The following is a 23,729-nucleotide window of genomic DNA, read 5'->3' as shown; positions in this document are numbered from 1 at the left end:
TCTCATGCTGGAACCCGTAGTTGCCACCCTCATCACCTCGGCCGCGCGCCTGCTCACCGGGGCGCGCAGCCTTTGGCTCGGTTGTGCGCCACAACCGGTACAGCGCATCTATTTCGCCAACCACAGCAGTCATGGCGATTTCGTGCTGTTGTGGGCCTCCCTGCCGCCGAGCTTGCGCCGTATCACGCGACCCGTTGCTGGCGCGGATTATTGGCTCAAGAGTCCCCTGCGCCGCTACATCATCAACCGCGTGTTCAACGGCGTGCTGATCGATCGCGAGCGCAATGAAAGCACCGACAATCCCTTGCAGCCGATGCTCGACGCCCTGGAGCGCGGCGATTCGCTGATCCTCTTTCCCGAAGGCACCCGCAATCCCGAAGACGGCCTGCTGCCCTTCAAGAGTGGGTTGTATCACCTGGCAAAACAATATCCCCAGGCGCAGGTGATCCCGGTGTGGATCGCCAACCTCAACCGCGTGATGCCCAAGGGGCGCGTGCTGCCGCTGCCGCTGTTATGCACTATTAGCTTTGGTGCCGCGCTGGCCATCGACGAAGACGAAAGCAAGGCGCAGTTCCTCGAACGCAGCCGCGAAGCGCTGCTGAGCCTGGCCGGGGAGCATGCCTGACATGGACAGACAGACCTTGATGTTGTTTGCCGGGATTGGCGCGTTCCTGCTGCTGGCCTCGATCATCGGCCTGGTGCTCAAGCGCCGCACCCACGGCACCCCCAACCCGGTGATCGACAACCTCAACGCGCGGATCAACGCCTGGTGGGTGATGGTGCTGGTGATCGGGATCGCCTTCTGGCTTGGCACCGGCGCGGTGATCCTGCTCTTCTACACCGTGTCGTTCTATGCGCTGCGCGAATTCCTCACCCTCACGCCCACCCGCCGCAGCGACTACCCGGCCTTGGTCGCGGCCTTCTACCTGGCGCTGCCGCTGCAATACCTGTTGATCTATTACGACTGGTACGGGCTGTTTTCGATCTTCATTCCGGTCTACGTGTTCCTGCTCCTGCCCATCCTGGCGTCCCTGGGCGGCGACAGCACGCACTTCCTCGAGCGCGCCTCGAAAGTCCAATGGGGCCTGATGATCGCGGTGTTCTGCGTCTCCCATGTCCCCGCCCTGCTGACCCTGGACATCGCAGGTTATGAGGGGCGAAACCTGCTGTTGATCGCCTACCTGGTGATCGTGGTGCAGATGTCGGATGTGCTGCAGTACGTGTGCGGCAAACTGTTCGGTAAACGCAAGATCGCGCCGAACCTGTCGCCCTCCAAGACCCTGGAAGGCTTTATCGGAGGCATTGTGCTGGCCTCGCTGATCGGCTGTGCCTTGTGGTGGATCACCCCGTTCAGCGTCTGGCAGTCACTGCTCATTGCCCTGCTGATCAACTTGCTGGGGTTCGCTGGCGGCATCGTCATGTCGGCGATCAAGCGCGACCGTGGTGTAAAGGACTGGGGGCACATGATTGAAGGCCACGGCGGCATGCTCGATCGACTGGACTCGGTGTGCTTCGCCGCGCCGATCTTCTTTCATCTGGTGCGTTACGGCTGGACTTGATTCCGCCTGACCTCACCCATAAAAAAGGGCGCCGGATGGCGCCCTTTTTCTGCTCTGGCTTAGTGTTGCAGAGCCGGTTTTTGCGTCCCGTTGATCGGGATGCGCTTGGCTTTCGCCTCTTCCGGAACCACCCGCAACAGGTCGATGCTCAACAGCCCGTTGCGCAGGTCCGCGGCCTTGATCTCGATATGATCGGCCAGGCGGAACGACAGCTTGAACGCACGCTGGGCGATGCCCTGGTGCAGGAAGGTCACGCCTTCATTGGCGTCGCGTTTGCCACCACTGATGGTCAGCACCCCCTTCTCGACTTGCAGATCCAGGTCTTCTTCCTGGAAGCCGGCCGCCGCCACGACGATACGGTATTGATCGTCGCCGTGTTTTTCAACGTTGTAGGGTGGGTAGGTGCTGCCCGGCTCGTTGCGCAGCGCGGTTTCGAAAAGGTCATTGAAACGGTCGAAACCAACAGAGGAACGGAACAGTGGAGCCAGGGAAAATGCAGTACTCATGGTTCAAATCTCCTGAAAACAATCAGCAAGGTTTTTTGTCTCCGCGACCCGAATTCGGCATCGCGTAACCCTTAGATAGGGACCGCTGATTGCTTTTCAAGAGCTTTTTTTCAAGATTTTTTTCAGGCCGCTTCAGCCACCGGCAAGCCCAACAGATGTGAAACCTGATCCAGTTCGGTCTCACGACGCAGCACGCTGAACAGCTCGACCGCCTCGGGATAATTGCGGGTCAGCATGGCCAGCCACTGCTTCAGGCGACCCGGCGATTGACGTGCGGTCATCTGCGCCTTGGCTTGCAGCCAGAAATCCTGGATCAGCGGCAGCAGCTCGGCCCAGGTCATCTCGACGACCTCTTCGCCAGCCTTGGCCGCGACAATTTGCCGGGCCAGGTCGGGACGCGATACCAGCCCGCGACCAAGCATGATGTCTTCCACACCACTGATTTCCCGGCAACGGCGCCAGTCTTCGACGCTCCAGATATCGCCATTGGCGAACACCGGCACCTTGACCACTTCCTGGACGCGCGGGATCCACTCCCAGTGCGCCGGCGGCTTGTAGCCATCGACCTTGGTCCGGGCATGCACCACGATATGCTCGGCGCCGCCCTCGGCCAGCGCCGTGGCGCAGACCAGCGAACCGTCCGGGCTGTCGAAGCCCAGGCGCATCTTGGCGGTCACCGGAATGTGCGCGGGCACGGCGCGACGCACGTGCTCGACGATCTGGTTGAGCAGCTCTGGCTCCTTGAGCAACACCGCGCCGCCACGGGACTTGTTCACGGTCTTGGCCGGGCAGCCGAAGTTCAGGTCGATCACTTCAGAGCCCAGTTCGCAGGCCAGCGCGGCGTTTTCCGCCAGGCACACCGGATCGGAACCCAACAGCTGCACGCGCAAAGGCACGCCGGAAGCTGTCCGGGCACCGTTGAGCAATTCCGGACCGAACTTGTGGAAATAGGCCGGCGTGAGCAACTGGTCGTTGACCCGAATGAACTCGGTCACGCACCAGTCGATGCCACCCACTCGGGTCAATACGTCGCGCAGGATGTCGTCGACCAGCCCCTCCATGGGCGCCAGGGCAATTTGCATGGGGAAAACACTACTCAAGGAAAAAACGTGCGGCAGTTTACTGGGTTTCGGAGGAATCTGCAGAACATCGCAGATCCATTGTGGGAGCGGGCTTGCTCGCGAAGGCGGTGCCTCAGCGAAATGAATGTTGAATGACACGACGCCTTCGCGAGCAAGCCCGCTCCCACATTAGATTCCCGCAGGTTCTGATCTCTGGATGGCGGGGCCATAGCCTTCGATGAACTCGGCCGGCATGCGCTTGGGTTTGCCGGTGGACAGCTCGATGCAGACGAAGGTGGTCTGGGCGCGCAACAAGGTGGCGTTGTCGCTGGGGCGCTTCAACTGGAAATGACGGGTCATTCTCAGGCGCTGGTCCCAATCGACGATCCAGGTCGCCAATTGCAACTCGTCGCCTTCATAGGCGGCCGCCAGGTAATCAATCTCGTGCCGCACCACCGCCATCGCCCGGTCCAGGCGCCGATACTCGACAAGATCCAGCCCCAAGCGTTGGGAGTGGCGCCACGCGCAGCGTTCAAGCCAGGTCACGTACACCGCGTTATTGGCGTGCCCCAACCCGTCGATGTCCTCGGCGCCCACTTGCAGATCAATGATAAACGGCGTTGCCCGATCCCAGCCCATGCCCCACTCCCCGGTCAGATTGATTCGACCGGGGCAGTGTAACGGATGCTCAGGCCGATTGGCGCGATTGCAGGCTGCGACCGGCCAGCAGTGATAACACGCCATCAATCACCCGCGGGTCGGCCAGCACCCGCTGATGGCCGCCTTCCTGCAGGCGCAGCAGACGACTGTCGAACCAGGCTTCGTGAATCAGTTGCGACTCCTTGACCGGGACATGGGTGTCGTCTTCGGCATGCACGATCAGGCCAGGCATGTCGAGCTGGTAGTGCGCGACATCCAGCATCGCAGCGCGCATGCCGACGTCGTTCTCGACCTGACGAATGAACGCCGAACGGGCTTTCGGCGGCAACCCTACATAGCGGGCGAAACCGCGTAGCACGCCGAGGATCCGCGCCGGGGCGGCAATGCTGACCAGGGTTTCGGTGCGCAGGCCCAGTTGCACGGCAAGCATCGCACTGGCGCCGCCCATGGAGTGGCCGATGACGGCTTGCAGCGGGGGCAACTCGGCGGCGGCTTCGAGCATGGCACGGGCGAACAGCACTACATTCGCCTCGCGCCCGGGTGAGCGACCATGGGCCGGGCCGTCCAGGGCGACAACCGAATAACCAGCATCGACCAGCGCCGAGATCAGGCTGGCGAACTGCGTGGGCCGACCTTCCCAGCCGTGCATCAGCAATACCGCCGGACCCTGCCCCCAGCGCAGTGCCGAGAGGCCGAAGCGCAAGGTGATGCGTTCCGATTTTGCCAACAGTGGCAGCTCCCAGTCACGGGGCGGGAAGTCGCGCGGCGTCATGAACGCCAGGCGCATCTTGCTCGCCACCAGCTTTGGGGCGAACCAGCCCAAGGCGCCATTAACGCCACGAACCCACTTCAACGTGCTCATCGCATTCTCCCCAGGCCGCAGGCCTTCAGGTCAACGCACCGCCGACTTGGCCGCGCGCAGCAATCGATCGGATAAATCACCCGGGCCCAGTGCCCGTGCCAGCGCCAGGCCGCCCACCATCAAGGCAAGGTCGGCCAGGGCTTTGTCGGTGTCTTCAGGACTGGCCGCCAACTGCGCGACCATCAGCTCCATGTGTTCATTCAGTGCGATCCGAAACGCCTCGGGCAGGCGTCCGAGTTCCCCGATCGAAGCCGGGATCGGACACGCCGACTCGCTGGAATCTCGGTGTTTGCGTGACAGATAAAACGCGGCGACCAGGGCGCGACGCTCTTCACCCGTCAATTGGGCATCCATGTCGGCAATCAGGTCACGGCGGTGACCCAGCAATTGCTTGAACGCTTCGAGCATCATGGCGTCCTTGCTTTCGAAGTGCGCATAAAAACCGCCGACCGTCAGGCCGGCTGCGCCCATCACTTCGCCAACGCTCGGCTCGGCCGGACCACGCTGGATCAGCGCGGCGCTGGCAGCCTTGAGGATGCGTTCGCGGGTTTGAGCTTTTTTATCGTTCATCGTTGCCTCCGAATATTACGACTAGAATATTATTCTCATAATAATATTCTGCAAGTCATGAATGTGACCGCTGGTCTGAAGAACAGTTTGAGAGAAAGAGGGAGATTTGGCCAAACGCCAGACAAACAAAAGGGCCATTCAATAATTGAATGACCCTTATAAAATCCCGCAGAGCGGGTAATCGTGGCGTCCCCTAGGGGACTCGAACCCCTGTTACCGCCGTGAAAGGGCGGTGTCCTAGGCCACTAGACGAAGGGGACACAAACCCTTCTATACAACTGATCAGTGCTGAGAGCTGATCGATTCAAGGCCGGTGTGGCCAGACCTTGAACTTGTAAAATTGGTGGAGCTAAGCGGGATCGAACCGCTGACCTCCTGCATGCCATGCAGGCGCTCTCCCAGCTGAGCTATAGCCCCGGATTTTTCGCCTCGCGGCGGAACGACATCTTGCAACATCGTTTCTGTAAAACTGGCGTCCCCTAGGGGACTCGAACCCCTGTTACCGCCGTGAAAGGGCGGTGTCCTAGGCCACTAGACGAAGGGGACGCAAACCCTTCTATACAACAGATCAACGCTGAGTGTTGATCGCTTCAAGGCCGGTGTGGCCAGACCTCGAAGTGTAAATTGGTGGAGCTAGACGGGATCGAACCGTCGACCTCTTGCATGCCATGCAAGCGCTCTCCCAGCTGAGCTATAGCCCCTCATCGTTGATGTCATCGCTGAGGACGGGGCGAATCTTAAGGGCGTATCGAAAGTCTGTCAAACTTATTTTTCAAAAAAATTAAAATTTTTTGCCGACATAACAACCACTTACCGCCCTCGCCCCGAAAAATCGGGGGTCTGAGGACCACTGCGCGCCCATCAACGGGCACACACAATGGCCATCAGCCCTTCATCAAGCGTGTCAGGCGATCGCGCCCAACAGCTTTTCCCACTCCTTGTTTTCTTTCTTCGACACGCCGCCCAGCAGGTCGATCGCCTGGCGCAGACGGAAACGGGTCAGGTCCGGCCCGAGGATTTCCATCGCATCGAGCACCGACACAGAACTAGCTTGTCCTGTGATCGCGGCGAACATCAGCGGCATGGCGTCACGCAGCTTCAGTTCCAGGGATTCAACCACCGCCTGGATGGTCGCGGTAATGCTGTCCTTTTCCCACTGGCGCAGGCTCTCGAGTTTCCACAGGATCAACTGCATCAGCTGGCGAACCTGATCACCCGACAGCTTCTTCGATTCGAACAGCTTGGCATCGGGGTTCACGCCACCGGCAAAGAAGAACCCGGCCAGGGGGGCAACCTGGCTGAAAGTCTCGACGCGGCCCTGCACGTGCGGCGCGATCTTCATCATGTAATCGGAATTGAACGCCCACTTCTGCACGCGCGCAGCGAACTCTTCCACCGGCAGGTCGCGCAGCCACTGGCCGTTGAGCCACGACAGCTTCTCGATGTCAAAAATCGGCCCGCCGAGGGAAACACGACTGAGGTCGAAGTTGTCGACCATTTCCTGCAGCGAAAACTTCTCGCGCTCGTCCGGCATCGACCAGCCCATGCGGCCCAGGTAATTGAGCATGGCTTCGGGCATGAAGCCCATGCGCTCGTAGAAGGTCACCGACGTCGGGTTCTTGCGCTTGGACAGCTTGCTCTTGTCCGGGTTACGCAGCAGCGGCATGTAGCACAGCTCGGGTTGTTCCCAGCCGAAGTATTCGTACAGGAGGATCAGTTTCGGTGCCGACGGCAGCCACTCTTCGCCGCGCAATACGTGAGTGATGCCCATCAGGTGGTCGTCGACCACGTTGGCCAGGAAGTACGTCGGCAGCCCGTCGGTCTTCATCAGGACTTGCATGTCCATGCGGTCCCATGGGATTTCCACGTCGCCACGGAGCATGTCCGGCACCACGCAGACGCCTTCGCTCGGCACCTTCATGCGGATCACGTGCGGTTCGCCAGCGGCCAGGCGGCGCGCCACTTCTTCCTTGGACAGCAACAGGGCACGACCATCGTAACGCGGGGTTTCGCCACGAGCCATTTGCTCGGCGCGCATCTGGTCCAGCTCTTCGGCGGTACAGAAGCACGGGAAGGCATGGCCCATTTCAACCAGCTGCTGGCAATACTTCTGGTAGATATCGCCGCGCTCGCTTTGCCGGTACGGACCGTGTGGGCCGCCGACGTCCGGGCCTTCGCTCCAGTCGATGCCCAGCCAGCGCAGGGCGTCGAAAATCTGCTGCTCCGACTCGCGGGTCGAGCGCAGCTGGTCGGTGTCTTCGATCCGCAGGATGAACTCACCGCCGTGCTGCTTGGCAAAGCAGTAGTTGAACAATGCGATGTAAGCGGTACCTACGTGGGGGTCCCCGGTAGGCGATGGCGCGATGCGCGTGCGGACGGTGGTCATGGCGAGTCTCGAAAAGAATAAAAGCGAAGATCAAGGCGAACTTCAAACAAGAGCCGAATGGTAACAGGCGACGTACGCCATGCTCCAGTGAACAGGGCATTTAAGCCAAGGTTGCGTCTACAACGCCCGCATGGCGTGGTGAATGGCCGAATATCAGCCACCGGCATTTACCGCTTATCGGCTGTATGACAGATTCACCTGCTGATAACTTTCCTTACATATTCTCGACTACAGTTTGCCCCATGCCTGCACAACTCAAGCGTCGCCTGTCCATCTTCCTGTTGATTGTCCTGCTGATCGCCGGGGGCTTCTTTGCCCATTGGTTTTTCACCGGGCGCTTCTATGAAAGCACCGACAACGCCTATGTCCAGGGCGAGATCACCCGCGTGTCGAGCCAGTTGGGTGCGCGCATCGACCAGGTGCTGGTGCAGGACAACCAGCACGTCGAGAAAGGCCAGCTGCTGATCCGCCTCGAAGGCGACGATTTCCGCCTCGCCGTCGACCGCGCCAACGCGACCCTCGCCACCCGCCAGGCCGAACGCCTGCAAGCCCAGAGCAAACTGACCCAGCAGGCCAGCCTGATTGCCGCCAGCGACGCGCAAGTGGCGTCCAGCCAGGCGAGCCTGGGCCGCTCGCAGATTGACCTGAACCGCGCCGAAACCTTGCGCAAGCCCGGTTATGTCTCCGAAGAGCGCGTGACCACCCTTTCCGCCGACAACCACATTGCCCGCTCGCAACTGACCAAGGCTCAGGCGGATGCCCAGGGACAACGCCAGCAAGTCAACGCATTGACCGCTGAAATCAAACGCCTCGACGCGCAGATCGCCAATGCCAGGGCTGATTTGGCCCAGGCCGAGCTGAACCTAACCCGCAGTGAAATCCACGCACCGATTAGCGGCCTGATCGGTCAGCGCGCCGCCCGAGAAGGCCAGTATGTGCAGGCCGGCGCCTACCTGCTGTCGGTGGTGCCCGATGAAGACATCTGGATCCAGGCCAACTTCAAGGAAACCCAGATTGGCCACATGCAGCCCGGTCAGAAGGCCGAGCTGACCTTCGATGCCTACGGCGACACCCCCATTGAAGCGCGGGTCGACAGCCTGTTCGCCGCCTCGGGCGCGCAGTTCAGCCTATTGCCGCCGGACAATGCCACCGGCAACTTCACCAAGGTCGTGCAACGCATTCCGGTGAAATTGACTTTCGCCGCCGACAACCCGCTGCGCGGCAAGATCCGCCCGGGCATGTCAGTCACCGCCAAAGTGAATATCAAGGACGCACCGGAAAACGTCAGCGCCAGATTGAGCAGCAAAGACGCCGCTGACGATGGCCGGTGACCAACTGATCCGCCCGGTCGGCGAGCCGACCCGGCGGGACTGGATCGCGGTGATGAGCGTGATGCTCGGCGCCTTCATGGCGGTGCTCGACATCCAGATCACCAACTCCTCGCTCAAGGACATCCAGGGCGCGCTGTCGGCAACCCTGGAAGAAGGCTCGTGGATCTCCACCTCGTACCTGGTGGCGGAAATCATCATGATCCCGCTCACCGCGTGGCTGGTGCAGCTGCTGTCGGCACGTCGGCTGGCGGTCTGGGTGTCACTGGGGTTTCTCGTCGCTTCGCTGCTGTGCTCCATGGCCTGGAGCCTGGAAAGCATGATTGTCTTTCGCGCCCTCCAGGGTTTTACCGGCGGCGCGCTGATTCCGCTGGCGTTCACCCTGACCCTGATCAAACTCCCTGAGCATCACCGCGCCAAAGGCATGGCCATGTTTGCCATGACCGCCACCTTCGCGCCTTCCATCGGCCCGACGCTGGGCGGCTGGCTGACTGAAAACTGGGGCTGGGAATACATCTTCTACATCAACATTCCGCCCGGCCTGATCATGATCGCCGGCCTGATGTACGGTCTGGAGAAGAAAGAAGCGCACTGGGAACTGCTGAAGAGCACCGATTATGCCGGCATTGTGACCCTGGGCGTGGGCCTGGGCTGTTTGCAGGTGTTTCTCGAAGAAGGCCATCGCAAGGACTGGCTGGAGTCGAATCTGATCGTGACCCTGGGCAGCATCGCCCTGATCAGCCTGATCACCTTCGTGATCGTACAGTTCTCCAAACCCAATCCGCTGATCAACCTCGGCATCCTGGGTAATCGCAACTTCGGTCTGTCGAGCATTTCCAGCATCGGGATGGGGGTTGGCCTGTACGGCTCGATCTACTTGTTACCGTTGTACCTGGCGCAGATCCAGAACTACAACGCCCTGCAGATCGGCGAAGTGATCATGTGGATGGGCGTGCCGCAGCTGTTCCTGATTCCGCTGGTCCCCAAGCTGATGAAGTATGTCTCGCCGAAATGGCTGTGCACGGTCGGTTTCGGACTGTTCGGGTTGGCGAGTTTTTCTTCGGGCGTACTGAACCCGGACTTCGCCGGGCCGCAGTTCAATCAGATCCAGATCATTCGCGCCCTGGGCCAGCCGTTGATCATGGTCACCATTTCCCTGATCGCTACGGCATACATCCTGCCTCAGGACGCGGGGTCGGCGTCGAGCCTGTTCAACATCCTGCGCAACCTCGGCGGTGCCATCGGTATCGCCCTGCTCGCCACGCTGCTGGATGCGCGGACCAAGACTTACTACGATTATTTGCGCGAAGCGATCGTGCCGACCAACCCCCAGGTGGCGGAGCGGATGGCGTCACTGGCGGATCGCTTTGGCAGTGAAAACGCAGCCCTGGGCAAACTCAGCGAGATCGCCCACCAGCAGGCGTCGATCATAGCCTACAACGATGCCTTTCATTTTGTCGGGATAGCGCTGGGGATCAGCATGCTGGCGGTGTTGCTGACCCGGAAATTGCCGGCTGGACTCAAGGCTGGTGAAGCTCACTGAGACGCTGCAATCCCTGTAGGAGCTGGCTTGCCAGCGAAGGTGGCATCAGGGCCACCATCGATTCGCTGGCAAGCCAGCTCCTACAGGTCAACGTTGCCCCCTGCTCTTTCAGACGGTGATCAAGCGCTCGCGCAACTTGGCAATCTCGTCGCGCATCTGCGCCGCCGCTTCGAACTCCAGGTCACGTGCCAGCTGGTACATCTTCTCTTCCAGCGCCTTGATGCGCTTGGCGATCTCGCCCGGTGAGCGCAATTCGGCTTCGTATTTGGCGTTTTCCTCGGCCGCCTTGGCCATACCTTTACGCTTCTTGCTGCGCGAACCCGGCACGGTAGCGCCTTCCATGATGTCGGCAACGTCCTTGAACACGCCCTTGGGCGTGATGCCGTTGGCCAGGTTGAAGGCGATCTGCTTGTCGCGGCGACGCTCGGTCTCGCCGATCGCCCGCTCCATGGAGCCGGTGATCCGGTCGGCATACAAAATCGCCCGACCATTGAGGTTACGCGCCGCCCGGCCGATGGTCTGGATCAGCGAACGCTCGGAACGCAGGAATCCTTCCTTGTCGGCATCGAGGATCGCCACCAGCGACACTTCCGGCATGTCCAGGCCCTCGCGCAGCAGGTTGATCCCCACCAGCACATCGAAGGTGCCCAGGCGCAAATCGCGGATGATTTCCACCCGTTCCACGGTGTCGATGTCCGAGTGCAGGTAGCGTACGCGCACGCCGTGGTCGGCCAAATAATCGGTCAAGTCTTCAGCCATGCGCTTGGTCAGCGTCGTGACCAACACTCGCTCTTCCAGCGCGACGCGCTTGGTGATTTCCGACAGCAAGTCGTCGACCTGGGTCAGTGCCGGGCGGATCTCGATTTGCGGGTCCACCAGCCCGGTCGGACGCACCACCATGTCAATGACGCGCCCGGCGTGCTCGGCTTCATAGTTGCCCGGTGTCGCCGAGACGAAAATCGTCTGCGGGCTGATGCTTTCCCACTCGTCGAAACGCATCGGCCGGTTGTCCAGCGCCGACGGCAGGCGGAAGCCGTACTCCACCAGCGTTTCCTTGCGCGAACGGTCGCCCTTGTACATCGCCCCAACTTGCGGAACGCTGACGTGGGATTCGTCGATCACCAGCAAGGCGTCGGCCGGCAGGTAATCGTACAGGGTAGGAGGCGGCGCCCCGGCTTCGCGGCCGGACAGGTAGCGCGAGTAGTTCTCGATGCCGTTGCAATAGCCCAGCTCAAGAATCATCTCCAGGTCAAATCGGGTGCGCTGCTCCAGACGCTGGGCTTCCACCAGCTTGTTGTTGGAACGCAGGTATTCCAGGCGCTCCTGCAACTCGACCTTGATCCCTTCGACGGCACCCATCAGGGTTTCCCGGGGCGTCACGTAGTGGCTTTTCGGGTAGAAAGTGAAGCGCGGTAGCTTGCGGAGCACTTCACCGGTCAGTGGATCGAACGCCGACAGACTTTCCACTTCATCATCGAAGAGTTCGATGCGGATCGCTTCGAAATCCGATTCCGCCGGGTGGATATCAATCACGTCGCCGCGCACACGGAAGGTCGCACGGGCAAATTCCATGTCATTGCGGGTGTATTGCAGGTCGGCCAGGCGCCTCAGCAATTCACGTTGGTCGAGCTTGTCACCGCGATCCACGTGCAGAACCATCTTCAGATAGGTTTCCGGACTGCCTAGACCGTAGATGCACGACACTGTGGTGACGATGATCGCGTCCTTGCGCTCGAGCAATGCCTTGGTCGCAGAAAGGCGCATCTGTTCGATGTGGTCGTTGATCGAGGCGTCTTTCTCGATGAAGGTGTCCGAGGACGGCACGTAGGCTTCGGGCTGGTAGTAGTCGTAGTAGGAAACGAAATATTCCACGGCGTTGTTCGGGAAGAACGCCTTGAACTCGCCGTACAACTGCGCGGCCAGGGTCTTGTTCGGCGCCAGCACCAGGGTCGGACGCTGCACCTGGGCAATCACGTTGGCGATGCTGAAGGTCTTGCCCGAGCCGGTTACACCGAGCAACGTCTGGTGCGCAAGCCCGGCTTCGATGCCCTCGACCATCAGGCGGATGGCTTCCGGTTGATCGCCGGCGGGCTCGAAACGGGTGACTAGCTGGAATTCAGACATGAACTACCTCTCGGTTCTCGGAGCAGGGATATCGCACCTGCACGGTAAAATCGGCAGAAACGAGAAAGGCCGCAAACGACGCAGGTCGCCCGAAGAAAATACTGGATTGTGCTCAATGTGGAGCCGATTGCCCGCGCTTTCAAGGCAAACGTCCTACATCCCTTGAAGTCTTTGACGCAGGCATTCGACTAACGGTCGAAAAATAATCGGAAAAACTTACCGTAAAAGCCGATTCGTCTGTCGCCATCACTCGCGGATGGCCTCTATACTAGCTCCCCGTTTGTGCACCGCTCTAGTGCATTCGGCTGGAGCGCGACACGTCCCTCCACTCTCCATTCAGAGCCGCCGCAAAAATGAGCCTGTTCTCCGCTGTCGAAATGGCACCACGCGATCCAATCCTGGGCCTCAACGAAGCATTCAACGCCGATACCCGTACCAACAAGGTCAACCTGGGCGTCGGTGTTTATTGCAACGAGGAGGGGAAAATCCCACTCCTGCGCGCCGTTGTCGAAGCCGAAACCATTCGCGTCGCTCAACACGCTTCCCGTGGCTACCTGCCAATCGACGGCATCGCCGCCTACGACCAGGCCGTGCAAAAACTGCTGTTCGGCAATGATTCGCCGCTGATCGCCGCTGGCCGCGTCATTACTACCCAGGCCGTTGGTGGCACGGGTGCACTGAAAATCGGTGCCGACTTCCTCAAGCAACTGCTGCCAAACGCCGTCGTGGCGATCAGCGACCCGAGCTGGGAAAACCACCGCGCGCTGTTCGAAACCGCCGGCTTCCCAGTGCAGAACTATCGCTACTACGATGCCGCCACCCATGACGTGAACCGCGTCGGCCTGCTGGAAGACCTGAACGCCCTGCCGTCCGGCTCGATCATTGTCCTGCACGCCTGCTGCCACAACCCGACCGGCGTGGACCTTAGCCCGGCGGACTGGAACAACGTCCTGGACGTGGTGAAAGCCAAAGGGCACGTGCCGTTCCTCGACATGGCCTATCAAGGTTTCGGCGATGGCATCGACGAAGACGCCGCTGCCGTGCGCCTGTTCGCCGAATCGGGCCTGACCTTCTTCGTCTCCAGCTCGTTCTCCAAGTCGTTCTCGCTGTACGGCGAGCGCGTAGGCGCCCTGTCGATCGTCAGCGAATCGAAAGAAGAAAGCGCGCGCGTACTGTCGCAAGTCAAACGCGTCATCCGCACCAACTACTCCAACCCGCCGACCCACGGCGCAAGCATCGTCGCTGCCGTGCTCAACAGCCCGGAATTGCGTGCCCAGTGGGAAGCCGAGCTGGCTGAAATGCGCCTGCGCATTCGTGGCATGCGCACCCAGATGGTCGACACCCTGGCGAAAAACGCGCCGCAACGCGATTTCAGCTTCGTCGGCCGTCAGCGCGGCATGTTCTCCTACTCCGGCCTGTCCGTTGAACAAGTGCATCGCCTGCGCAACGAGTTCGGCATCTACGCCCTGGACACCGGCCGTATCTGCGTGGCTGCGTTGAACCAGAGCAACATCAAGGTTGTGACGGATGCGATTGTCCAGGTGATCTGACGTTCGCGTGGTACGAAAAACGGGAAGCCTTTGGGCTTCCCGTTTTTTATTTGTCGCAGATAATTCTCAAAGCCTAGACCTACCCCTCTAAACTGCACACATCTATCCACTGTGGGAGCGAGCCTGCTCGCGATAGCGATTGTCCTGCCAACAACAATGTTGAATGTGATGCCCTCATCGCGAGCAGGCTCGCTCCCACAGGTTTCGTGTACACCCGGGATTTTTTATGAGAGCCGATATGAAAAACGATAACCTGCGCGCCGACCGCGACGACCTGGATGACTTCATCCCCCGCGCCCCGGCCAAACAACGCGGCAACAACCTGGTGATGCAAGTCGCTGCCGGCGTGTTTCTCGGCGGCCTGGCCCTGTGGCTGGTGCAGCTGGGTGCTACGGCGCTCTACGCCAAACTGATGCTTGGCACCATCACTTTCGGCGGTTAGGCCAGTTCGGTCGCGCGCTGGCTGGCAGCGTCGTCATAGGCGACATACAGCGATTCAGCGACCTGGCTCTTGATCGCCTTGGTGCTTTCCAGGCCGAGGACAAAACCTTCGGCCTTACCCCCCGCGCGATTCAACTCATCAGCGTTGCTGGCCTGCGTGATTGCATCGAACAGTTTTTCGGCGTGCGGGCCGACACCCTTGGGCAGGCTGATTTGCGCGATGCTCATGGGAACACCCCACTGTGTCGGGATTTTGTGGCGGTCAAGCAAGTCATGGCACGTACCTTATCGGCGAATGGCCGGCAGCGCGTGGAACCACTTCCGGGCAGCCATGTTAGCCCCCGCCAGCGATTCCGGTAACCGCCAATCACCGATAAACCACCGTCCGTCCCGAGAAAACCCTCCCGTCATTATCAAATGCTTGACTTCTCTTTTTGAATCAGTAACATAGGCGCCATTCCGCGATAGCTCAGTTGGTAGAGCAAGTGACTGTTAATCACTGGGTCCCTGGTTCGAGTCCAGGTCGTGGAGCCAGACAGCAATATCGAAAAGCCCCTGAATCGAAAGATTCAGGGGCTTTTTTGTGGCCGATGGAAAAGCAAAAAGATCGCAGCCTGCGGCATGTAGAAGCTGCCGCAGGCTGCGATCTTTTGACCTTAGGCTTTCAAATCGTCAGACATGCTCACTGCTTTTGGCATGCACCACGCGTGGCTCGCCATGCCCGTGATCCACCTCAATCACCGGAATCTCCTTGCCATCACAGTCGTGCAACTTGCCGTCGCTGAAGTAATCCCCTTCACGCAACGCCGCCAGGTCCTGGTAGCGCAACACCCGCTCGGTACCGGCCGCAAACACCGATTGCTGGTCGGAATTACCGGCGGTGAGGTGGTTGAAGGTCAGGTTGAGCACGATCGCCATGATCGCGGAAGAACTGATGCCCGAATGGAAGATCGTCGCGAACCAGCTTGGGAAGTGATCGTAGAAGTTCGGCGCGGCAATCGGGATCATGCCGAAACCGATGGAGGTCGCGACAATGATCAGGTTGACGTTGTTGCGGTAGTCGACCTTGGACAGCGTACGAATGCCGCTGGCCGCGACGGTGCCGAACAGTACGATACCGGCCCCGCCGAGGACGGAGGTCGGCACGGCGGCGATGACGCGCCCCATGAACGGCAGCAGGCCGAGGATTACCAGGAACAGGCCGCCGGTGGCTACCACATAGCGGCTCTTGATGCCGGTCACCGCCACCAGCCCGACGTTCTGGGCGAAGGCGCTTTGGGTGAAGGAACCGAAGATCGGCGCGATCATGCTCGACAGCATGTCCGCACGCAGACCATTGCCCAGACGCTTGGAATCGACCTTGGTGTCGATGATCTCACCCACGGCCAGGATATCGGCCGACGTCTCCACCAACGTCACCATGACCACGATGCACATCGACAGGATCGCCGCGAAGTGGAAGGTCGGCATGCCGAAATGGAACGGGGTCGGGAAACCAAACATCGGCCCCTGGCCGACGGACGAGAAATCCGCCATGCCAAGGAACACCGCGACGACTGTACCGATGACCATCGCCAACAGGATCGACAACCGGGAGATGGTGGCACTGCCGATCTTGCTCAACAACAGCACCAGCACCAGTGTCATCGCTGCCAGGCCGATATTGGCCATGCTGCCAAAGTCAGGGGCGTGACTGTTGCCACCCATGGCCCAGCGTGCCGCCACCGGCATCAGCGTCAGGCCGATGGTGGTGATTACGATTCCCGTGACCAGCGGCGGGAAGAACTTGGTGATTCGCGAGAACACCGGCGTAATCAGCAACCCGATCAGGGACGCGGCTATCACCGCCCCCAGGATCGACTGGAACCCGCCCTCGCCTCCACTGCTGACAATCGCCACCATGGTCGCGACGCCGGAAAACGACACACCCTGCACCAGCGGCAACTGACAACCGAAAAACGGTAGACCCAGGGTTTGCAGCAACGTGGCCAACCCCCCCGCAAACAATGAAGCAGCAATCAACAATCCGATGTCCGCCGGCGAGAGGCCGGCCGCCTGGCCAATGATCAAAGGCACCGCGACGATGCCACCGTACATGGTCAGAACATGTTGCAGGCCGTAAGCCATATTCGCGCCGATCCCGAGATTTTCATCTTCAGGCCGTTGGTGTGAAACATGGGGCGTTTTCATGTTAGGGGGTTCCCTGGTTTTTGTTATGCGCACACTGTATTCAATACTCAGGACAAATGTCCATAGAGTTGTATACAACTTGCCAGTCAAATTATGAACGGTCGTTCATGCAGACTGTGTGCCACTGCGCGCTTTCTCGCAAAAAACCTTGAAATACATCCTTGCGGCCCATTCTCCTGCGCCCACTGGTCTTTTGAATTCATGGCGACCATCGGTAGTGATCGCCGCCTTCCATATACATATAAAATATGCATAACTAAGCCATTCGAAATTCAGTATCACAAGGCGAAGAACGCAGCCAACAAAGTATCTGGAGGCTTGACCCATGAAAGACGAGTACGACTTCAGCCATGCCAGTCGTGGGGCAGTCGCCCCCGGCAAAGGCAAGACCCGTATCACCATCATGCTCGACGACGTCGTCATCGAGGCGGCACGTGCGCTCGCGGAAAGCGAGGGGTATGGCTACCAGACCGCGATCAACAACACGCTGCGCCGGGCGTTGCTGAGCGAGCATGGCAAGACCGAGACCAGTGCTTGCAGGCACCTGAAAAAAGGCATCAGCGCCTCTGACCTGAAAGGCCTGGAAAAAAAGCTAGCGCAGGCCCTTAGCGAAATTCAGCGGGTGATGGAGCCCGAAGCCCGGCCGTAAGGCCACAGGCACGAAAAAAGGGCAGCTTGATCCAATCCGCCCCTTTTTTGTGTGCACGATGAGCCACCTATTGCGGCGCTATCAAACGCTCAAGTGTGCGCATCAATGTCGCGTGGGTCGGCACACGAATCTCGAACTCACCTTCCAGTATGTCGATCAACGCCTGCACATCGGCCATTTGCCGACGTTCGCTGTCATGCCCGATGCGATGGATCGCAAAGCTGCCGTTATTGAGGGTACGACGCCAACCCTCCCCCGTGCGCGCCACCATCAATTGCCGGGCGAAGGATGATTCGGGGTGGGTCGAGACATACCAATTGCCGACGGCGTAATCGATATCCTCCTGGCGTTGCAGGTCGAAGATGTACATCGCGCGCCATTCATCCGCGACCTTGGCACGCAGGGTGTAGCCGTCGGCATGCTGCTCGAGGCGATACGGCTCGTGAGGCGTCGACTGTTCATCACGGCTGTCGAGCAACAGCGGCGCGGTGGGCACCATGCCGCCGAAGCCGACGTCGGTGATGTAGCGCACGCCGTCGAGCGTCACCAGGCTCAAGCGGTGCGTACGAGCGGTCCAGGCGCCCTCCGGCTGCCCCATCACCACACGCCCGCTGATGCCCCGCGCGTCGTAGCCAAGGGCCTGCAACAAGGCCAGGAACAGATAGTTGAGTTCGTAGCAGTAACCGCCGCGTCCATCCTGCAGGACCTTTTGCTCGATCGACGCCAGGTCGATGCGCACCGGCTCGCCCGCCAGTGTCGTGAGGTTTTCGAACGCAAAGGCGCCGGTGTGGCGCAATTGAAGCAGGCGCAGGGTTTCAAGAGTCGGCGCCGGGGAAGCGTCGAACCCCAATCGTTGCAGGTATGACGCAAGGTGTGTCAGACGTGGCTCGCTCATCGCTTGATCCTTATGCACGCAAGCTGCGGATCGCTCCGCCAGGGGAGGCTATGTATAAGGGATGAAGGGCGATCACCGACAATTGATTTAGCCAATCGGTCGGCTGGAAAAATCAACGACGCTTGCGCGAGCCCAATTGAATCCAGGTGGGCGCATGGTCACTGGCATGGGGTTCGTTGCGTACCCAGGCATCGACCCCGGCTTCCTCGAGGTAAGGACTCGCGGCCGGGTTGAGCAGCAGGTGATCGATGCGTAACCCGGAGTTCTTCTGCCAGTGCTGGCGAAAATAATCCCAGAAGGTATAGACCCTCTCCTGCGGATACAGGTGACGCACGGCATCGGTCCAGCCCTGGTCCAGCAAACGCTGATAACACTCGCGGCTCTCGGGTTGCAACAAGGCATCCTTGAGCCAGGAACGCGGGTTATAGATATCGAGGTCGGTGGGAACCACATTGTAGTCACCGGCCAGCACCACTGGATGCTCGCTGCCCTGCAGCGACTGCGCGTACTGGATCAGGCGCTCGAACCAGGCCAGCTTGTAATCGAACTTCGGCCCCGGCTGCGGATTGCCGTTGGGCAAGTACAGGCATCCCACCAGCACCCCATGGACGGCTGCTTCCAGATAACGGCTGTGGGTATCGTCGTCATCGCCGGGCAGGCCTCGGCGGCTTTCCAGCGGCTGCGCATCCCGGGCCAGGATCGCCACCCCGTTCCACGATGCTTGCCCCTGCCAGATCGCCCCGTAGCCGACAGCTTCCAACTGCGCGGCGGGAAACGCACTGTCGACCGACTTGAGTTCCTGCAGACACGCGATGTCCGGCTGCTCGCGCTCAAGCCAGGCCAATAGATTCGGCAGGCGGGCCCGCATGCCGTTGACGTTGAACGTCGCGATTCGCAGCTTTTTCATGACCACCGTCCCGTTTGGCTGGGCCTATTGGGTGTGACCACACCGCCTGCCAGCTGTTCGGTCAATCACAACCTGTGCCGCTCGTCATCCAGTCGGCACCAAGCGCCCCGCCCTTCACACCAACTTCAGGTAACGACTCATTTTTTGGAGACGGACCATGATCAATACCAAACTCACTTCGCTGTTTCTCGCCGGTTTGCTCTGCGCGGCCCCCTTGGCCACCTTCGCGGCGTCCGGCGATGGCGCTGACGCGACGGGCACTAAATCCGGTGCAACCAGTGGCCCGGTCATGCCGCCCGACAACACCCCGAGTTCGCCCTCGGGCGGTAACGCCGGTGACGGTGGCGCCACCGGCTCTTCGAGTGGCAGTGCCGGTGGCAGCAGCAGTTCGGGTGCCGGAGGGGGCACCGGGGCCGGTGGCGGGACCGGTGGGGCTGGCGGCGGGACCGGTGGGGCTGGCGGCGGGACGGGCAGCTGAACGCGTAAAGGCAGCCGATGGTGATTCAGCCTCGGCTGCCTTCCGCCCCGTACCTACATCTGCCTGACCGCCGGCGGATTCCACTAGTCATTCAACGCCTCGGCCCCGGGAGCGGCAGAGCTACCGGAACGCTAGACGATCAATTACACAAATTCCGAGAGGACGACGGTCGGCCCCACATCAACGATCCGATCGCATCAGCACTTGGGCTTCGCTCTCCATCGATAACACCGCCGAACGGTTCCTGCCCGAGTGCTTGGCCTGATACAGCGCAGCATCCGCGCGCTGGATGAACACTTCCATACTGTCACGCCCCGTCGGCACGAACGAATAGCAACCCAGGCTGACGGTCACGAATCCGGTAGGCGAGCCCGTGTGGCTGATGTTCTTGCCCATGACGCTGTGGCGAATCTGTTCGGCGAGGGTCATGGCACCACGGATATCGGTATCGGGCAGCAACACCGCAAACTCTTCACCCCCGTAACGCACCGCCAGATCGGCCTTGCGGTGGCAGCAGCTTTTCACGGCCCGCGCCACTTCGGCCAAACAGTGATCACCCACCACGTGACCGTAGGTGTCGTTGTAGCGCTTGAAGAAATCGATATCGAGCATGATCAGGCTCAGCGGGCTGTTTTTCCGGGCGCCGCGACCGAATTCGATATCGAGGGCCCGCTCGAACAGCCTTCGATTGGCCAGGCCGGTCAGGCTGTCGTGGGTGGCAATCAGTTCCAGCGCGTGTTGAGCCTTGCGCAAATCCGCCTCGACCTGCTCACCGACACGCACCTGACGAATGAACACCCAGCCGATCAGACCGACCCCCAGCATGACCAGCACGACGATTGCGCTGGAACGCACCGCCGTGTCGTACCACCCCGCCAGGATCGAGTCCCGGGAGGATGCCGCCGAGACCACCAGCGGGTAGGCCTCCAGCTGCCGATAGCCATACAGCCGGACAATGCCATCCACCTCGGATGCGAACATCGCGTTGCCGGAAGTCGCCCGCGGTAAAAGGTCCTGGAAGATTTCCCCCTTGGCCAACGATGTACCGATCTGCGCCTGCACATAGGGCCGGCGTGCCAACAGCGTGCCATCGGTCAACGCCAGAAACATCGTGCCGTTGTCGTCGATACTGAAGCTTTTGAAGAACTGCTCGAAGTAAGACATCTTTATCCCGGCCAGCAGCACTCCCTGGAACTGGCCATTGCGATCATTGACCCGCTTGGAGACTGGAATGATCCATTCTCCGTTTTCCCGACTGCGGATTGCCGGGCCTATATGCGCCACGGACGAGATGTTCTGCTGGTGAAACTTGAAGTACTCGCGGTCTGCCACGCCGTTGCCGCGAGGCAGTGCTGCAAATGAGGTGACGACCCACTGGCCCTTTTGATCAAACAGCAGGATGCCGTGCAATTTATCGAGCACCTGCACCCGCCGGGCGAAGGTTTTCTGCAAGCGCGGACGCTGGGCAGGGCCGAATCCGTCGGTCTGGATCCAGTCCACCAGGCTGGTCAGCACCAGATCGGCCTGCATGAAAGTGTCTTCGGCCTGCTGTGCCATGGCCCGCGCCAGGTTCGACGACGCAATCTGGGCCTGGCTCAGGTCGTGGCGTCGGGATTGTTCCAGTTGCAAATAAAGCAGGCCGCACAGGCACAGGCACACCGTGCCGATAAACAACACCGCAGCCTTGCGCAGTGGAATGCGTTTCAAGGCGACGCCGGGGGCGTGGTACAGGTCATCAAGGCGTGGTGGCAAAGAGCGTTCCCCTGAAAAGGCAAGGCATGAGCGACGCCCATGCCCCCTGATTTCGGCCGCCAAGTCTACGATGTTCCAAACGGGAAAAGGACAACAGATGCCAAATGGTTGCTTGTCCCGCCAGGAAACCCTCGGTGGCATGACCCAGGACAACAGCCACATCGCCGTCAAGGAGCTACGATGTGTCTTACACCACGTCAGGGAATTGAAAATGAGCAAGGCAGACGAGCTCGCGATAAAACTGAAACAGACCCGGCTTGCCAGCACGGATCAGGCGATCGACAGCTGGCCGGGCCAGGTCTATGCGCTGTATCAACGGATCGAGGCCTGGCTACAGCCCTTGACCGAGGCCGGCATGGTCCTGCGGCGCAACCCTACTCACGTTTACGAGAGTCACCCGCTGGGCGACACTTTCGACTATGCCATCGACCAATTGGTGATCAGCGCCAATCACCACAGCATCACCTTCGACCCTGTTGCGCGTTTTACGGCAGATGGCGAGGGGCGGGTCGAAATTCACAGTCAGGGCAATGAACTTGCCCTGGTGCGCACCGTGGACGAACACGGTGCAACACATTGGTGGCTGCAAGAGCTCGAGCAAGCCTCAACGCGGCCGGATGCGGTGGCGCTGACTGAAAACAATTTGCTGTCAGTGGTACAGGCAGGACTGGCGCTCGGATAATCAGCGCAACGCTGGAACCCGAATATCCCCGGCGCGGCATTGGCTTTTCACGCCTTTGCCGCACGAGGCAAACGCCAGGTCCTTGTCCATGCAGACGCGAACCTCCGACAACTGCGGCCCCTTGCAGATCACCACGACGCCGTCCACCGGTATCCCCGGATTGCTCTGGCGAAACATCCGCGCAATGTCCGCAGCGGCAAAGTAATGCGTGCTGCTCAACGGTTGCAGCTGCTCGGGAATCCTCACCGCGCCCAAGGCCTTGTCGGAAGCCTCCAGGTAACCGTCGGCGCCGAGGCCGCTGCACGTGCCGTGCTTGGCCCATTCGTGCTCGAGCAATTTCCTCGACGAGTACAGCATCAAGCCCTTGGCTCGCTCCTCTGCCGAGAGCTTTAGCCTCGGCGCGCAAGACTTCGGCCAGCCACCCCGGGTGTATTGCGGCCATAGGCCGTGCAGCACAAAACCGTAGCCTTGGCCGGAACATTGCGCGTCGTCAGCGTGGGTCAGGCAATACGTGGGTGACCAGGACAGCGCCAACAGGTAGTAATCGAACACCCCTGCCACGGATTCCGGTCCGCCATTTCGCGAATCCCGGGCGCTGCTCGTGCCGACGCTGGCGAGCGTCAACAGGATCAGCGCGACCACGGCATGAAGTCTGTTCATCGGCACGCTCCCGCAGGGTGGCTTGACCGACGACGGGTCGATCAAAAGCCGCTACTTTGGCATAGCTACACGCGCTTTCGCACCACGAGAGTGAGTAGAAATGATTATGCAGTGCGATCAGTCAGAGCAAGCTGTCGAGCTCCTGCAGCGTCAACCGGGGGATTAGTCGCTGTGGTATTTTCGAGATATCGGACAGGTTGTGGACCTGAAAATCCTCATTCACCACCTGCTGCGACAGGATCTTGAAGGACGGCAGGATTCTCGTATGAAAATGCTCATCGAGTACGCAGGGCGAAAGGAACCGGCCCGGCCTTTCATAGAAGCGCCCCGCCGTCGGGTCCAGGTCGACGCCGACCAGGAACACCCGGGTAAATCCCAAGTGGTAGGCAAGCTGCAAAGCCAGGTAGGCAACGGTGCGGGCGTCAAAAAAACCGCGTTTCAGATTCTTGCTGAAGCCGAGGGTCTTGTTGCGGGCGCTGCCTAGCCTGCGGCCCCTGACAAAGTCCTTGTCGGTCCTGAAAAAATCGCTCCACGAAAGCCTGGGGGCCCGGGTCAGAAAGTACAGCTTGCCCTGGGGTTTTACCGACGTGTGCCAGATATGTTTTTCCCACAATGCAACCCGCTCGCTGATGCGCATCGCTTCGGTGAACAGCTCCGGTTGCTGCTCGGAAAAGCCCTGGTCCGTACAGACATAGAAATACGGCCTGATACCCGTCCCGATGAATTTCGAAATGGCACCGTTCATGGTGATCATCGGAACACCAGCATACTTGTGCAATGGAAAGTCTTTTGCCGATGCGCCCGACGCCACGATGAACACCGGACCTGTTTGAGTGTTGCGGCACTCATCCAGATCATGCACCCGAAGCGAACCCGTGATGTGTGTCATTTTTTTATCGGCAACATCCATCCTCAACGGCCCCATC

At 60.2% G+C, this 23,729-nt stretch carries 23 protein-coding genes and 5 tRNA genes; 10 read left to right on the top strand and 18 right to left on the bottom strand.

What is annotated here, in order from left to right; translation table 11 throughout:
- Positions 1 to 4 precede the first annotated feature (4 nt).
- Together NQL71_RS03300 and NQL71_RS03295 are read left to right on the top strand one after the other, a co-directional pair.
- Positions 5 to 625 carry a lysophospholipid acyltransferase family protein gene (locus NQL71_RS03300; RefSeq protein ID WP_046817892.1) on the top strand — a complete coding sequence of 207 codons (621 nt, stop codon included), beginning with the start codon at positions 5 to 7 and terminating at the stop codon, positions 623 to 625.
- A gap of 1 nt (position 626) precedes the next feature.
- Complete coding sequence (locus tag NQL71_RS03295) at positions 627 to 1,559, top strand: phosphatidate cytidylyltransferase (protein WP_077185521.1); 933 nt, start codon at positions 627 to 629, stop codon at positions 1,557 to 1,559.
- 59 nt (positions 1,560 to 1,618) lie between these two features.
- Here the strand turns inward: NQL71_RS03295 and NQL71_RS03290 are convergent, their stop codons facing one another.
- The 10 genes from NQL71_RS03290 to gltX form a co-directional block, all read right to left on the bottom strand.
- Positions 1,619 to 2,065, bottom strand: a complete 447-nt coding sequence (locus tag NQL71_RS03290; RefSeq protein WP_046817890.1) for an Hsp20 family protein — start codon at positions 2,063 to 2,065, stop codon at positions 1,619 to 1,621.
- Positions 2,066 to 2,187: 122 nt separating this feature from the next.
- A complete protein-coding gene (locus tag NQL71_RS03285; RefSeq protein WP_046817889.1) occupies positions 2,188 to 3,147 on the bottom strand; it encodes a tRNA dihydrouridine synthase in 960 nt (319 codons plus the stop codon).
- A gap of 168 nt (positions 3,148 to 3,315) precedes the next feature.
- Positions 3,316 to 3,765, bottom strand: coding sequence for an acyl-CoA thioesterase (locus NQL71_RS03280; RefSeq protein WP_046817888.1), 450 nt, complete (start codon positions 3,763 to 3,765; stop codon positions 3,316 to 3,318).
- Between the two features lie 49 nt (positions 3,766 to 3,814).
- On the bottom strand, positions 3,815 to 4,648 hold the full coding sequence (locus tag NQL71_RS03275; protein ID WP_274642270.1) for an alpha/beta fold hydrolase: 834 nt from the start codon (positions 4,646 to 4,648) through the stop codon (positions 3,815 to 3,817).
- 30 nt (positions 4,649 to 4,678) lie between these two features.
- Positions 4,679 to 5,218 (bottom strand): TetR/AcrR family transcriptional regulator, encoded by a 540-nt coding sequence (locus NQL71_RS03270; RefSeq protein WP_008056330.1) that lies wholly within the window; start codon positions 5,216 to 5,218, stop codon positions 4,679 to 4,681.
- Between the two features lie 184 nt (positions 5,219 to 5,402).
- A tRNA-Glu gene (locus NQL71_RS03265) sits at positions 5,403 to 5,478 on the bottom strand.
- Between the two features lie 81 nt (positions 5,479 to 5,559).
- Positions 5,560 to 5,635: transfer RNA gene (locus tag NQL71_RS03260), tRNA-Ala, on the bottom strand.
- Positions 5,636 to 5,688: 53 nt separating this feature from the next.
- A tRNA-Glu gene (locus NQL71_RS03255) sits at positions 5,689 to 5,764 on the bottom strand.
- A 79-nt stretch (positions 5,765 to 5,843) separates the two neighbouring features.
- Positions 5,844 to 5,919: transfer RNA gene (locus tag NQL71_RS03250), tRNA-Ala, on the bottom strand.
- 203 nt (positions 5,920 to 6,122) lie between these two features.
- Positions 6,123 to 7,604, bottom strand: a complete 1,482-nt coding sequence (gltX, locus tag NQL71_RS03245) for a glutamate--tRNA ligase (RefSeq protein WP_274642269.1) — start codon at positions 7,602 to 7,604, stop codon at positions 6,123 to 6,125.
- A gap of 242 nt (positions 7,605 to 7,846) precedes the next feature.
- On the opposite strand from gltX, the gene NQL71_RS03240 reads away from it, so the two are divergent.
- Positions 7,847 to 8,935 carry an HlyD family secretion protein gene (locus NQL71_RS03240; protein WP_248686391.1) on the top strand — a complete coding sequence of 363 codons (1,089 nt, stop codon included), beginning with the start codon at positions 7,847 to 7,849 and terminating at the stop codon, positions 8,933 to 8,935.
- On the top strand, positions 8,925 to 10,475 hold the full coding sequence (locus tag NQL71_RS03235; protein ID WP_507189788.1) for an MDR family MFS transporter: 1,551 nt from the start codon (positions 8,925 to 8,927) through the stop codon (positions 10,473 to 10,475). The genes NQL71_RS03240 and NQL71_RS03235 overlap by 11 nt, the downstream gene beginning before the upstream one ends.
- Before the next feature lie 108 nt (positions 10,476 to 10,583).
- On the opposite strand, the gene uvrB is transcribed toward NQL71_RS03235, so the two are convergent.
- Positions 10,584 to 12,599 carry an excinuclease ABC subunit UvrB gene (gene uvrB / locus NQL71_RS03230; protein ID WP_046817883.1) on the bottom strand — a complete coding sequence of 672 codons (2,016 nt, stop codon included), beginning with the start codon at positions 12,597 to 12,599 and terminating at the stop codon, positions 10,584 to 10,586.
- 353 nt (positions 12,600 to 12,952) lie between these two features.
- On the opposite strand from uvrB, the gene NQL71_RS03225 reads away from it, so the two are divergent.
- The gene (locus NQL71_RS03225; RefSeq protein ID WP_046817882.1) at positions 12,953 to 14,149 is read left to right on the top strand and encodes an amino acid aminotransferase; all 1,197 of its coding nucleotides are present in this window, start codon (positions 12,953 to 12,955) and stop codon (positions 14,147 to 14,149) included.
- A gap of 238 nt (positions 14,150 to 14,387) precedes the next feature.
- Positions 14,388 to 14,591, top strand: a complete 204-nt coding sequence (locus NQL71_RS03220) for a hypothetical protein (RefSeq protein ID WP_046817881.1) — start codon at positions 14,388 to 14,390, stop codon at positions 14,589 to 14,591.
- On the opposite strand, the gene NQL71_RS03215 is transcribed toward NQL71_RS03220, so the two are convergent.
- Positions 14,588 to 14,818: a hypothetical protein gene (locus tag NQL71_RS03215; protein ID WP_046817880.1), complete on the bottom strand. Its 231-nt coding sequence runs from the start codon at positions 14,816 to 14,818 to the stop codon at positions 14,588 to 14,590. The two genes, NQL71_RS03220 and NQL71_RS03215, sit on opposite strands and share 4 nt — an antisense overlap.
- Before the next feature lie 230 nt (positions 14,819 to 15,048).
- On the opposite strand from NQL71_RS03215, the gene NQL71_RS03210 reads away from it, so the two are divergent.
- A tRNA-Asn gene (locus NQL71_RS03210) sits at positions 15,049 to 15,124 on the top strand.
- Between the two features lie 138 nt (positions 15,125 to 15,262).
- On the opposite strand, the gene NQL71_RS03205 is transcribed toward NQL71_RS03210, so the two are convergent.
- Positions 15,263 to 16,780: a nucleobase:cation symporter-2 family protein gene (locus tag NQL71_RS03205; protein WP_248686388.1), complete on the bottom strand. Its 1,518-nt coding sequence runs from the start codon at positions 16,778 to 16,780 to the stop codon at positions 15,263 to 15,265.
- A 325-nt stretch (positions 16,781 to 17,105) separates the two neighbouring features.
- Here NQL71_RS03205 and NQL71_RS03200 point away from each other — a divergent pair, with 325 nt between their 5' ends.
- A complete protein-coding gene (locus NQL71_RS03200) occupies positions 17,106 to 17,429 on the top strand; it encodes a BrnA antitoxin family protein (protein ID WP_046817878.1) in 324 nt (107 codons plus the stop codon).
- Positions 17,430 to 17,496: 67 nt separating this feature from the next.
- Here the strand turns inward: NQL71_RS03200 and NQL71_RS03195 are convergent, their stop codons facing one another.
- Entirely contained in the window at positions 17,497 to 18,324 is an 828-nt protein-coding gene (locus NQL71_RS03195) for an arylamine N-acetyltransferase family protein (protein WP_274642268.1), read from the bottom strand.
- Positions 18,325 to 18,436: 112 nt separating this feature from the next.
- A complete protein-coding gene (locus NQL71_RS03190; RefSeq protein WP_046817876.1) occupies positions 18,437 to 19,231 on the bottom strand; it encodes an exodeoxyribonuclease III in 795 nt (264 codons plus the stop codon).
- 157 nt (positions 19,232 to 19,388) lie between these two features.
- On the opposite strand from NQL71_RS03190, the gene NQL71_RS03185 reads away from it, so the two are divergent.
- Entirely contained in the window at positions 19,389 to 19,709 is a 321-nt protein-coding gene (locus NQL71_RS03185) for a hypothetical protein (protein ID WP_274642267.1), read from the top strand.
- Positions 19,710 to 19,889: 180 nt separating this feature from the next.
- Here the strand turns inward: NQL71_RS03185 and NQL71_RS03180 are convergent, their stop codons facing one another.
- Positions 19,890 to 21,461: a sensor domain-containing diguanylate cyclase gene (locus tag NQL71_RS03180; protein ID WP_274642266.1), complete on the bottom strand. Its 1,572-nt coding sequence runs from the start codon at positions 21,459 to 21,461 to the stop codon at positions 19,890 to 19,892.
- A 211-nt stretch (positions 21,462 to 21,672) separates the two neighbouring features.
- Here NQL71_RS03180 and NQL71_RS03175 point away from each other — a divergent pair, with 211 nt between their 5' ends.
- Positions 21,673 to 22,143: a PH domain-containing protein gene (locus NQL71_RS03175; RefSeq protein WP_274642342.1), complete on the top strand. Its 471-nt coding sequence runs from the start codon at positions 21,673 to 21,675 to the stop codon at positions 22,141 to 22,143.
- Here the strand turns inward: NQL71_RS03175 and NQL71_RS03170 are convergent, their stop codons facing one another.
- Complete coding sequence (locus NQL71_RS03170) at positions 22,144 to 22,803, bottom strand: ribonuclease T2 family protein (RefSeq protein ID WP_274642265.1); 660 nt, start codon at positions 22,801 to 22,803, stop codon at positions 22,144 to 22,146. It lies immediately after the preceding gene.
- Positions 22,804 to 22,924: 121 nt separating this feature from the next.
- Positions 22,925 to 23,713: a WaaZ-like lipopolysaccharide core biosynthesis protein gene (locus NQL71_RS03165; RefSeq protein ID WP_046817907.1), complete on the bottom strand. Its 789-nt coding sequence runs from the start codon at positions 23,711 to 23,713 to the stop codon at positions 22,925 to 22,927.
- Positions 23,714 to 23,729 lie beyond the last annotated feature (16 nt).

It is taken from the genome of Pseudomonas serbica, assembly GCF_028823535.1.
In the GTDB taxonomy this organism is placed as follows: Bacteria; Pseudomonadota; Gammaproteobacteria; order Pseudomonadales; family Pseudomonadaceae; genus Aquipseudomonas; species Aquipseudomonas serbica.
The sequence above is the reverse complement of the archived record's forward strand: the minus strand, read 5'-3'. Positions and strand labels throughout refer to the sequence as shown.